Origin of the sequence: Rhodoferax sp. BLA1 (assembly GCF_013416775.1) — a bacterium.
GTDB lineage: Bacteria > Pseudomonadota > Gammaproteobacteria > Burkholderiales > Burkholderiaceae_C > Rhodoferax.
In genome coordinates, this window is sequence record NZ_SZVI01000001.1 from 248,077 (window position 1) to 259,476 (window position 11,400).

Below are 11,400 nucleotides of genomic sequence, written 5' to 3' on the forward strand. Positions count from 1 at the left end.
CAGTTTGAAGGCTATAGTGCAGATAGCGAATGCGCTCGTGGAGCTGGGCAAGGAGGCGAACAATGCGCAAAGCGGGAGTGGCAACTTTGTCAGAAGCAAATTGCCTGTAAATAAAACAGCACATTGCTGTAAGCCTATGAAAAAAGGAGATTCTTTTGTGGCACATGAAATGGGCTATCTGACTGGCTGCCTTCTTATCCCGCAAGACTGCGGGATACATCAAAGTTAGCCCTAACGTGTCCTCCAAACCACAACACGAACCCTCCACTGAGACGCCCAGCCTTCTCAGGTCGGAAAGCTTGATGCTCGCGTTGATCCCTTTTCTCGGCTCTCTGCTTGCGCTGACCTACGAGGCGGGCTATCTATCCTTCTACGATGTTCCCATCACACTGGTGCAGCTGGACTTCGTTCGCATCGTCAGAGCGTCGGCGGTAGTTGGTTTCTTTGCACTGCTGTACCTCCTTTCTTTTGTACTCGTTGGGCTCTTCGTTCAGGGCAAACACCCTGTGCGCCGTGCGTTCGGACTGCCGTTCGCACAGGCTCTACTACTCGTTCCAATCTTCCTCGTCATCCCGGGACCAGTGACCCGTTGGTGGGTCTTGGCTGGTTTGATGATCTTGAGCGCGGCGGTTAATCTTGTCCCACCTCTGTTCCGCGGCATCCCAGGCACCACATATACCCAACGCTTGTCGTCCATGCTTGCAAAGGAGCGCGTCGCTAGCGATACCTACAAACAAGAACGCCCGATCGCCTATGCCGTTAACAATCGGCTTTTGGTGCCTCTTGGGGTTCTCTTCTTCGCGACGCTAATCGTCTTCGCCATGGGCCGTAACTCGGCAAGCGAAAAGACTGTGCACTGGCTAACAAAAGAGCAACCCCGATGGCTTCTTGTTGCCAACTACGGGGACACATTGGTTCTGCGCTCTTATGACGTCACCACACGTCAGGTGGGGCCAGAATTGCGTCTGGCAAAGGCAACTGAGGTACCTTCAATCGTTCTGGTTCGCGAGCGCACTGGTATCGTCCGGCCGCACACGGTGGAGCAGAGGTGAGGGCAAACTCCAACGCTGACTGACTGCTGTCTGAAAGTTTGACTTTCAACCTTAGACTGCCTTCGGCCGTATGGCAAAAGTGACGCTCATAGTCAGCCCAGCATCAGCCTGCTCAATCGCTCAATTGGGCAGTAAATGACAGAACGGGTGTTTGAGCGCACCGGTACACGTCAAGCCTCTGCCACCCCGCCACAACTACAGCATCTGTAGCTGCCACCCCTTGCGAAATAAGGGCCATTGTCAGTTTTGACACAAACCCCAGCAAACACCACACGCGGCATGGCCCGCAGACAACCCGCCTACGCCCGGTCCGGCGCGGTTGAGTGCTCGCGCTCCCAGTAGCTCGGGCGTTCGTAGTGGTGATAAAGCGCCTGCTCTTGCTCACGGGTCAGTGGGGTTGATCCATCAAAACGCGGGCTGGTCTGGATGGCCTGGCGGCTCAGGTTGACGCTGACGCGGGAATCGGCCCAGCGGATGTCGCTGACCCAGTCTGGCGGGATCAGCACCTGGTGCCCCAGCCACCAATTGCTGGTGTCGGCCACCAGGTAACGGATGGTCCAGCTGTCTTCATCCACCAGCATGCCTTGCACATGGCCGATGTCGCCGTCGCTGGCTTCCAAGTGATCCCCCAGCACCGCCTGGCAACTGCGCAGGTGCGGGTCGTCGTTCTGGCGCAGGGTCTGCTCGGCGCGGGCGTAGACACCAGCCACCTCGGACCGCACTTGGGCCAGCGCCTCAGGGTTCAGCCCAGCCGGTGGTGCCAGCACCGGGTTGTACAGGCCGTTGCCCCACAGGTCGTCGCTGCCCCAGTAGTAGGGGTAACCGTAGTAGTCGGCGTATTGCACCTCGTGCTGGCGTGACACCGGCTGGTTGGTGTCGATGTCGGGGCTGTTTTTGACCGACTCGCGGGTGATGCGCACCGGCAGGCGTTTGTGCTCCCAGTCGGCCTGCATCAGTGAAAACGGCGAGATCAGCACCTTGCGGCTCAGCAGCCAGGAGCCGGTCTCAACCACCAGAAAACGGATGGTCCAGCGCTGGTCGTCAAAGAAAAAGTCGGTGACGTGGCCAATTTCGCCATCGGTGGCGCCAATGGTGTAACCCTTGAGGTCGTTCATGCTTCGCAACATCGCACATCCTTCAGTGTGGTGAACAAGGCCCCACTGTGGACGGTTTGCTGGGTGGGCTCTGTGCGCCAGCGCGCTAAGGGCCACACCCGGCAAACACCTGCGCTACATGATCAGTAGCTACCCACCCTTATCATAAAACGGCTAAAGGCCGATTTGACTCATGCATCAAAGACTTTGGCACATGCCCAAACCCTTTAACCCAGGCCGGATGCAGCCAGCTGCTGGCCAATTGGTGTATCAACGCCAATGCCCATGACCGTGGCCATAGTTGCCACCCCAGTATCCCCAGCCCAGGTTCACGGACACCGGCGGGTAATAGGGCCGGGGCGCATACACCGGGTATGGTTGCGTCACGATCACGGTGGTGGGCTGCACCTGGTCGTAAGACAGCTGCGCCGTGGGGGCGGCAGCGGCTGGCGCAGCGCCCACGGGCGTGACCTGCAGCTGCAGTGTCGGCCCGGGGTCTTGGGGCATTTGCACGCTGTATTGTTTGCCCGCGTACTCGTAGACCACGTTGTAAGCCACGGTGCGGTTCTCGTAAAAGGTCTGGCTGCTGCAACGCTGCACGTTTTGCAGCTGGGTATCTCCCTGGCCTTCAATCCGGTCGCCCAGGATGGCGCCGCCCATAAGACCCAGCATGGTGGCAGCCGCCTGCCCACCACCGTGGCCAATGGCATTACCCATGGCGCCACCAGCGATGGCGCCCATGACCGCACCCGCACCTGACTTGGGCTGGGCCACCGCCACCTGTTCGGTGCTGCACACCTGGCGTGGCACCGCCACCTGCTGGATAACCGGTGTGCTCGAGACCACACGCCCCACTTCCTGGGCAAAACTGGTGCCGCAGACAAGCGCCAGGGCGGCCACAAGAATCTGTTGTTTCATGATGAGACCTTTCTCAAAGAGAGCCTTGATTGGATCACCGGCTGGCAGCTCAGTTCTGCAAAGTCTTGTAAAGAAAAATCGCCTGACTGATACTGAACGCCCGCCTTGTCTGCACCATGGCCGCCAGAGCACTATATTTAGCATAGCTGCCAGCCCACGTAAAATCAGGGCCAGAGCCACATTTTTCATCACACCATCATGACCTTCCCGAACGCCTTTGAAAACCTGAACGTGCTGTCGCAGCAAACCCTGCTGTCACCCACCGCGCTGCACGACGCGGTGCCCGCCAGTGACCGTGCCATGCGCACCGTCAGCCAGGCGCGCCAGACGGTGGCCAACATCCTACAGGGCAGCGACCCGCGCCTGCTGGTGGTGGTGGGGCCGTGCTCGATCCACGACATTCCCGCCGCCATGGACTACGCACAGCGCCTCAAGGCATTGGCGGCCGAAGTGCAAGACCAGCTGTTTGTGGTGATGCGGGTGTATTTTGAGAAACCACGCACCACGGTCGGCTGGAAGGGCCTGATCAACGACCCGCACATGGACGACTCCTTCCGCATCGAAGAAGGCCTGCAGATTGCCCGCAAACTGCTGGTGGACCTCAACGACATGGGCCTGCCCTGCGGCACCGAGGCGCTGGACCCGATCACGCCGCAGTACCTGGGCGACCTGATTGCCTGGAGCGCGATTGGCGCGCGCACCACCGAGAGCCAGACCCACCGCGAACTCGCCAGCGGCCTGTCGAGCCCGGTCGGCTTCAAAAACGGCACCGATGGCAGCCTGGACGTGGCGGTGAACGCGATGTTGTCAGCGGCCCAGCCCCATGCGTTTCTGGGCATCAACGAGTTTGGCCAGGTGGCACTGACCCACACCCGTGGCAATGCGTTTGGCCATTTGATCCTGCGCGGTGGCAGTGTGCCCAACTACGACTCGGTGTCGGTGGCCGAGGCGGCCGACGAGCTGGCTGCGGCCAAGCTGCCGGTCAACATCGTGGTCGACTGCAGCCACGCCAACTCGCGCAAAAACCACAACCTGCAAAGCCTGGTGCTCAAGGACGTGGTGGGCCAGCTGGTGGAGGGCAACCGCGCCATCAAGGGCGTGATGTTGGAGTCCAACATTCAGGAAGGCAACCAGAAACTGGGTAAACCAGAAGACCTGCGTTACGGCGTGTCGATCACCGACGCCTGCCTGGGCTGGACGGCCACCGAAGACGCCTTGCGCGACGCTGCCTTGCGGCTGGCAAGCCGTTCCATGTGAACATCGCGTAGCGACTGCTCTCCCCCTCTCACGCAACGGGAGAGGGTCGGGGTGAGGGAGGCTGAGGCGCCGGATCAGGCCGCTAACGCGGCCTCGATGTCCTTGGCCAGGCTGGCGGGAGTATCGGTGGGGGCGTAACGTTTGAGAACGGCGCCGTCTTTACCCACCAGGAACTTGGTGAAGTTCCATTTGATCGCCTTGCTGCCCAGCAGGCCAGGCGCTTCCTTGCACAGCCATTGGTAAAGCGGGTGGGCACCGCTGCCATTGACATCAATCTTGGCCATCATCGCAAAACTCACGCCGTAGTTGCGCTGGCAAAACTGAGCAATCTCACCATTGCTGCCCGAGTCCTGCGCGCCAAACTGGTTGCACGGAAAACCCAGCACCACCAGCCCTTTGGCGCCATAAGTTTCATGCAGCTTCTCCAGCCCGGCAAACTGCGGCGTGAAACCACAGGCACTCGCCGTGTTGACGATCAGCATCGCCTGGCCCTTGAACTGGTTCAGGCGCACCGGTTTGCCGTCAATTGACAGCGCCTCGAAGTCATACACAGTGGTCATGGGAGCCTTTCGAATCTACGTGAAAACACGCCGTGGCATCACCCGTGGGCTTTGTCGTTTCTGGCTATCGCTAGAAGCCGCTCCACCTCAGTCGCATGGTCGCGACAGTTGCGGGCATGCCAGCGTTTGATCAGCCACATGAAGCCGGCAATCACCAGGCCAAACATGGTGATGGCGCCAAAGGTGGGCAGCCCAAGGCCGGTGGACAGGCTGTAGAGCGCGCCCAGCACCAAAATACAGGCCTGTTCGTTGAAGTTTTGCACCGCAATCGAGCGCCCGGCGCCCATCAGGTTATGGCCCCGGTGCTGCAGCAGTGCGTTCATCGGCACCACCAAAAAGCCACCCAGCGCGCCCAACAAAATCAAAAACGGCGCCGCCACCCAGACATTGGTGATGAAGATCAGCATGATGATCAGCAACCCCATGCCGATGCCCAGGGTGATCACACGCGGGCCGTCTTCGAGCCGCATGCGCATCGAGGCCACCACCGCGCCCACCGCCATCCCAATCGCCACCACCCCTTGCAGGGCCGAGGCCTGGGTCACACCGTAGCCCAGCGCGGCAGCCGCCCAGGCCAACACAATAAACCGCAGGTTACCGGCCACACCCCAGATCAGGGTGGTGGCAGCCAGCGAGATCTGGCCCAGCTTGTCGCGCCACAGGCGGGCATTACACGACCAGAAATCGGGCAGCAGCGAGCTCATTTTTTTGGGCAGCGGGCGCATCAGCACCCCGGTCAGCGGGATGCGGGTGTTGAACCAGGCCGCCAGCAGGTAGACCAGGATCAGCACCGCAATGGCGGCCTCGGCCCGGGTGTTGATGCCCAGATAGGCAATGGGGAAATGCACCGCCAGAATCTTGTCGGCCACCATGGGCGCCACCAATTGGCCACCCAACAGCACCCCCAGGATAATTGAGCCGATGGTCAGGCCCTCGATCCAGCCATTGGCCTTGACCAGTTGGGAGGCCGGTAGCAGCTCGGTCAGGATGCCGTATTTGGCGGGTGAATAGGCCGCAGCACCCAGGCCGACAACCGCATAGGCCATCAGCGGATGGGTGCCAAATAACATAAATAAACAGCCCGCCACCTTGATGAAGTTGCTGATCAGCATGACCCGGCCCTTGGGCATGGAGTCGGCCAAGGCGCCCACAAAAGGCGCCAAAACCACATAAAACAGTGCAAACATCGGCACCAAAGCCGCTTGTTGCCATTGGGGAGAGTGGTTGGAGCGCAGCAATTGCACGGCAGCCACAAACAAGGCGTTGTCGGCCAGCGAGCTAAAAAACTGCGCCGCCATGATGGTGTAAAAACCGCGTTTCATCAGGGAAGGGACATGCCTGGCTTGCAGGCTCCAATCGAGGTAAGTTGTCTCCGAACAGGCCGGAGTTATAGCACGGTAGAGCGGTGTCAAAATCTGGCCTGTCGCTATTGTCCCCAAGCCCCCTCTGCCATGCCACGCCCTATCCTCGCCACCATCCATCCTGCTGCACTGCAACACAACCTGATGCGTGCCCGCCGCGCAGCACCCGACGCCAAAGCCTGGGCGGTGGTCAAAGCCAACGCCTACGGCCATGGCATCGAACGCGCTTATGAGGGCCTGCGCAGTGCCGACGGGTTTGCCCTGCTCGACCTGGAGGAGGCCCAGCGTGTGCGAACCCTGGGCTGGCGCGGGCCGATTCTGCTGCTCGAAGGTGTGTTCGAGGCGCGTGACCTGGAGCTGTGCTCGCGCCTGGACCTGTGGCATGCGGTGCATTGCGACGAGCAGATCGACATGCTGGCGGCGCACAAGACCAATGTGCCACACCGGGTGTTCCTCAAAATGAACTCGGGCATGAACCGCCTGGGCTTCACGCCCGAGCGTTTTCGTTCGGCCTGGAGCCGCCTCAACGCCCTGCCCCAGGTGGACGAGATCTCGTTCATGACCCACTTCAGCGACGCCGATGGCCCGCGTGGCATCCAACACCAGATCAAGGTTTTCAACCAGTTCACGCGTGATTTGCCGGGCGAGCGCTCGGTGAGCAACAGCGCGGCCACGCTGCGCCACACCCGAGCCGACGACGAAACCAGCCCAGACAACGACGAGGCCCTGGCCTCGGACTGGATCCGGCCCGGCATCGTGCTGTATGGCAGCTCGCCCGACTTTCCAGAGCACAACATCAGCGACTGGGATTTGTTGCCGACCATGACGCTGTCCTCAAAGATCATAGCTACCCAATCAATAGATACGGGGGCTAGCATCGGATATGGCTCCAATTTTGTGGCGGAACACCCAACCGTTGTGGGCGTGGTGGCCTGCGGTTATGCCGACGGATATCCGCGCATCTGCCCGACCGGCACACCGGTGCTGGTGGCCGGCGTGCGCACCCGCACCCTCGGGCGCGTCAGCATGGACATGCTCGCGGTGGACCTCACACCGCTGGTGGCGGCAGGCCAGGCGGTTGGTTTTGGCACCGAGGTCACGCTGTGGGGCCGTGCCAGCAATGGGGCCGTGCTCAGCATTGACGAGGTGGCCCAACATGCGGGCACCCTGGGGTACGAGCTGATGTGTGCACTGGCGCCACGGGTGCCGGTGCAAGTCCAGGTCCAGGACTGATGTCCAGCTATCGGCCAGTGCCTCTGGAGCGGGTGCAGCTGGGCAAACCGCTGCCGGTGGACATCTGGAGCCCGAGCGGGCGGCTGTTGCTGCGCCGCCAGCAGGTCTTGCAGTCTGAGGCGCACCGCGAGATGTTGCGCAGCCACCAGGCCTGCATGACCGAAACCGACGCCCAGGCCTGGCAAAAGAGCCTGGAGCGCCAGATGCGCGCCTTCTACAACGAGGGCGCCGACATGTTGCTGATTGCCCAGTTGCCACTGCCCTGGGTGATTGAGGAAGAAGACTTTTTGTCCGGCCACGAGCTCAACGGCGGCTGGATGGATGTGCAGGACGTGTTGCGTGGCCTGCTTTACCAGGGTGAGCTGGCGGTTTGCCCGCTGCCCCGGCTGCAGGCGCTGGAAGACCGGGCGCTGGCCTTGCTGACCCAGGACCCCGACGAGGGCCTGTTTGTGCTGTTCCAGGCGCTGCCCGAGCTGCAGCTGGGCTACTGCGCCAGCCATGCGCTGCTGACCGGTGTGGTGGCGGTGCTCACCGCCGACAAGCTGGCGCTGCCTCTGGCGGCACGTTTCACGTTGTTGCGCGCGGCGCTGGTGATGAACATCGGTATGGCGCGTCTGCAGGACACACTGACCCACCAAAAAACCAGCCCGACCCCGGCACAACGGCAAGACATCAACCAGCACGCGGGCCTGAGTGTGAGCATGTTGAGCGCGCTGGGTGTCAAGGACAGCAGCCTGCTGGACCTGGTGCGCTGGCACCACACGCCTGACCTGCTGACGGATGACCCCAACGCCTTGATGCTGGTGCGCCTGCTGCATCTGGCCGACACGCTGACCGCCAAAATGGCACCGCGCCGGGTGCGCCAAGCCATGTTGCCGCTGGACGCCACCAAGATCCTGGTCAAAAACAGCTCACCCGACACCACCTTGCTGCGCCACGCCATGGCAGCGGCGCTGGGCTTTTACCCACCCGGCAGTTATGTGCAACTGGCCAACGGTGAGACGGCGGTGGTGATCGCCCGTGGCAGCAAGGCCAACAGCCCGCATGTGGCCAGCATCATCAATGCCGCCGACATGCCGGTCAGCGCCTATGCTTACCGCGACACCAGCCAAGCCAGACTGGCGGTGAAAGCACCGGTGGCCGCCCACACGGTGCAGGTCAAGGTCAACCTGGACAAGGTGCAACGCCTGCGCCAGCTGCACGGGGTTTAGCAGCCAAGGCCTCAGCCTCCCCCGGCTGCACGGAAGCGCCCGGCAGTTTTGACCGCCTCAAACACCCCCACCAGCAGGCCACCGAGCCCCAGCGCGACGGCCAGCCAGGGCAGCGGCAACACTTCAAACATGAACAGGCCTGCCAGCCATGGCAGGTACAGGGCCAGCGCCATCAGGGCCAGCGCAGCCGCACACACCCACCACAAGCTGCGGTTGGGCACCCGCAAACTCTTCACCAGGGAGCCACTGCGTGAACGGTTGACCAGGATCAGCGCCAGGTTACCCGCCACCAGGGTGGCAAAAGCAAAGGCCCGCGCCGCACCTTCGCCCAAATGGGCAAATCCCCACCAGGTGGCCAACAGCACCACAGCCAGCGCGCCCAGGCCCTGCAGCAGCGCCCACAGCAGGGTCACACCACCAAACAGCGGCGTCGTCACATCACGGGGTGGGCGCTGCATCAGGTCGGGCTCGGGCGGTTCGTTCTCAAACACCATCGAGCAGGCCGGGTCAATCACCAGTTCCAGAAAGGCAATGTGCAAAGGAAACAACACCGTGGGCCAGCCCAGCAGCACCGGCAAGAGCGCCATGCCGGCAATTGGCACATGCACGGCCAGGATGTAACACATGGACTTGCGCAGGTTGTCAAAAATGCGCCGCCCCAGGCGCACTGCCTGCACCAGCCCGGCAAAGTTGTCATCCAGCAGCACCATCGACGCTGCCTCTCGCGCCACGTCGGTGCCGCGCTCGCCCATGGCCACCCCCACATGGGCGGCTTTCAGGGCTGGTGCGTCGTTGACGCCGTCACCGGTCATCGCCACCACCTCACCGTTGGCTTTGAGCGCCTGCACAATGCGCAGCTTTTGGGTCGGGGCAATACGGGCGCAAACACTCACCGTGTCCATGCGCTGCTGCAAAGCAGCATCGTCCAGCTGCGCCAAGACATCCCCGGTCAACAGCCAGCTTGGGTTTGCCTCGGCCACCGCAGGCACTGGCAAACCCGCCTCCAAGGCAATCGCTTGCGCGGTGGCCGGGTAGTCACCGGTGATCATCACGACCCGGATGCCCGCACCGCGCGCCTGTGCCACCGCCTCGGGAATCTCCGGGCGCAACGGGTCGGCCAGGCCCAGCAGACCGATAAATTCAAAAGCGAAGTCGTGCTCAATGGCAGGCCAGTCCATGCCCTCAAAACGGGACCGTGCCACACCCAACACCCGCAGGCCCTGCGCCGCCATCACCTCCACCGCGGCCGCCACGCGTGCCTGGGCGGCGCTGTCCATGTGGCACAAATCCACAATCGCCTCGGGTGCACCTTTGGCAGCCACCACATGGGCCTGGCCTTCGACCGCTTTCCAGACGTGCGACATGGCGCGCAACTCGGGCGTCAGGCCGTAGTGCTGCATCAGGGTCCAGTCGCGGTGCAGGTGTTCGGTGTCTTTCAAAAAATGTTGGCCCAGGCGGTGAAAGGCTTTCTCCATCGGGTCAAACGGGTCGCTCATGCTGGCCAGGATCGAGTACTCCACCAGCGTGTGGAAGGCTTCCGGCAGCTCGGTGCTGCGGGCGTAGTCCACACCCAGGCTCTCCCCCTGGACCCCACCACCCGCAGGTCCGGTGGCCGACTCGGCATACAGCTGGGCCACGGTCATGCGGTTTTCGGTCAGGGTGCCGGTTTTATCGACACACAACACACTGGTGGCGCCCAGGGTCTCAATCGCGGCAATACGTCGGGTCAGCACCTTGTGTTTGGACAAACGCCAGGCGCCCAGCGCCGGGATCACCGTGAGCACCACGCTGAACTCCTGCGGCAACAGCGCCATCGCCAGCGCAATACCCGCCAGCAGCGCACCCAGCCAGTCGCCCTTGAGCAAGCCATAGGCCAGCACCAGGCACAGGCTAGCCACCACCGCGATCAGCGCCAGTGTTTTGACCAGTTGCGCGGTTTGCTGGCGCAGCGGTGAGGCCTCAGCGCTCAGGCCTTCGAGCGCGCTGCCAATGTGACCAATCTCGCTGCGTGCGCCGGTGGCCGTGACCCGCGCCCGGCCATGGCCACGCACCAGCAAGCTGCCAGAAAACAGCTGCGAGGACGGTGCTGCTGGCAACACACCTGCGTCCACCGCCGCCTGCTTGTCCACCGGCAAGGGCTCCCCGGTGAGCAGCGACTCATCCACCTGCACCTCCTCGCCCTGCACCAGCAACGCGTCGGCGGCAATGCGGTCACCCTCGGCCAGGATCAGCAGGTCGCCCTGCACCACCTCACGCCCGGCAATACGGCGCGGTTCACCGTCGCGCAACACCAGCGCACGCGGGCTGGTCAAATCACGCAGGCTGGCCAGCGCGTGTTCGGTCTTGCCTTCCTGGTACAGGGTCAGCGCCAGCACCACAAGCACCAAGCCCAACAGGATCAGCCCTTCCTGCAAGTCACCGAGCACCAGGTACAAGACAGCGGCGCCGAGCAACAGGGCAAACATCGGGTCGGAGAGGGTCTCGCGCACGATGGCCCACAGGCCACGCGGTTGGTCGGTCGGCAGGCTGTTGGGGCCGTCCTGCTGCAAACGCTCGGCTGCCTGCGCGGCAGTCAGACCGGGCGCTGCCAGCGTGTCATCTGACGGCGATCCACCCGGTATGTGTTTATCAGTCATTTTGGCTCCTAGCCCTTATATATATTGGCCTAGTAGCTATCAAAAAACATCAGATACCCACCCGGTCATCCCAGCAAC

9 protein-coding genes are annotated in these 11,400 nt (G+C 62.3%); 4 read left to right on the forward strand and 5 right to left on the reverse strand.

Features of this window, described 5'->3' with window-relative positions:
* Positions 1-302 precede the first annotated feature (302 nt).
* On the forward strand, positions 303-1,052 hold the full coding sequence (locus FDG13_RS01180) for a hypothetical protein (protein WP_180124939.1): 750 nt from the start codon (positions 303-305) through the stop codon (positions 1,050-1,052).
* Between the two features lie 299 nt (positions 1,053-1,351).
* Here the strand turns inward: FDG13_RS01180 and FDG13_RS01185 are convergent, their stop codons facing one another.
* Positions 1,352-2,179 carry a PRC-barrel domain-containing protein gene (locus tag FDG13_RS01185; protein ID WP_180124941.1) on the reverse strand — a complete coding sequence of 276 codons (828 nt, stop codon included), beginning with the start codon at positions 2,177-2,179 and terminating at the stop codon, positions 1,352-1,354.
* A gap of 237 nt (positions 2,180-2,416) precedes the next feature.
* Entirely contained in the window at positions 2,417-3,064 is a 648-nt protein-coding gene (locus FDG13_RS01190) for a glycine zipper 2TM domain-containing protein (RefSeq protein ID WP_180124943.1), read from the reverse strand.
* Between the two features lie 198 nt (positions 3,065-3,262).
* On the opposite strand from FDG13_RS01190, the gene FDG13_RS01195 reads away from it, so the two are divergent.
* Complete coding sequence (locus FDG13_RS01195) at positions 3,263-4,321, forward strand: 3-deoxy-7-phosphoheptulonate synthase (protein ID WP_078365441.1); 1,059 nt, start codon at positions 3,263-3,265, stop codon at positions 4,319-4,321.
* A gap of 74 nt (positions 4,322-4,395) precedes the next feature.
* Here the strand turns inward: FDG13_RS01195 and FDG13_RS01200 are convergent, their stop codons facing one another.
* Both FDG13_RS01200 and lplT read right to left on the reverse strand, forming a co-directional pair.
* A complete protein-coding gene (locus FDG13_RS01200; RefSeq protein WP_180124945.1) occupies positions 4,396-4,881 on the reverse strand; it encodes a glutathione peroxidase in 486 nt (161 codons plus the stop codon).
* 38 nt (positions 4,882-4,919) lie between these two features.
* On the reverse strand, positions 4,920-6,203 hold the full coding sequence (lplT, locus tag FDG13_RS01205) for a lysophospholipid transporter LplT (RefSeq protein ID WP_078365439.1): 1,284 nt from the start codon (positions 6,201-6,203) through the stop codon (positions 4,920-4,922).
* Positions 6,204-6,332: 129 nt separating this feature from the next.
* Between lplT and alr the strand changes: the two genes are divergently transcribed.
* The gene (gene alr / locus FDG13_RS01210; protein WP_180124947.1) at positions 6,333-7,475 is read left to right on the forward strand and encodes an alanine racemase; all 1,143 of its coding nucleotides are present in this window, start codon (positions 6,333-6,335) and stop codon (positions 7,473-7,475) included.
* A complete protein-coding gene (locus tag FDG13_RS01215; RefSeq protein WP_180124949.1) occupies positions 7,475-8,686 on the forward strand; it encodes an HD-GYP domain-containing protein in 1,212 nt (403 codons plus the stop codon). Before alr ends, FDG13_RS01215 begins: the two co-directional genes overlap by 1 nt.
* A gap of 11 nt (positions 8,687-8,697) precedes the next feature.
* On the opposite strand, the gene FDG13_RS01220 is transcribed toward FDG13_RS01215, so the two are convergent.
* Entirely contained in the window at positions 8,698-11,322 is a 2,625-nt protein-coding gene (locus FDG13_RS01220) for a cation-translocating P-type ATPase (protein WP_180124951.1), read from the reverse strand.
* Between the last annotated feature and the right edge of the window lie 78 nt (positions 11,323-11,400).

Bases quoted from the DNA above. Each gene is read 5' to 3' on its own strand.
- FDG13_RS01180 (WP_180124939.1), top strand. From the start codon at position 303: ATGCTCGCGTTGATCCCTTTTCTCGGCTCTCTGCTTGCGCTGACCTAC.
- FDG13_RS01215 (WP_180124949.1), top strand. From the start codon at position 7,475: ATGTCCAGCTATCGGCCAGTGCCTCTGGAGCGGGTGCAGCTGGGCAAA.
- FDG13_RS01220 (WP_180124951.1), bottom strand. From the start codon at position 11,322: ATGACTGATAAACACATACCGGGTGGATCGCCGTCAGATGACACGCTG.
- alr (WP_180124947.1), top strand. From the start codon at position 6,333: ATGCCACGCCCTATCCTCGCCACCATCCATCCTGCTGCACTGCAACAC.
- FDG13_RS01185 (WP_180124941.1), bottom strand. From the start codon at position 2,179: ATGTTGCGAAGCATGAACGACCTCAAGGGTTACACCATTGGCGCCACC.
- FDG13_RS01190 (WP_180124943.1), bottom strand. From the start codon at position 3,064: ATGAAACAACAGATTCTTGTGGCCGCCCTGGCGCTTGTCTGCGGCACC.
- FDG13_RS01195 (WP_078365441.1), top strand. From the start codon at position 3,263: ATGACCTTCCCGAACGCCTTTGAAAACCTGAACGTGCTGTCGCAGCAA.
- FDG13_RS01200 (WP_180124945.1), bottom strand. From the start codon at position 4,881: ATGACCACTGTGTATGACTTCGAGGCGCTGTCAATTGACGGCAAACCG.
- lplT (WP_078365439.1), bottom strand. From the start codon at position 6,203: ATGAAACGCGGTTTTTACACCATCATGGCGGCGCAGTTTTTTAGCTCG.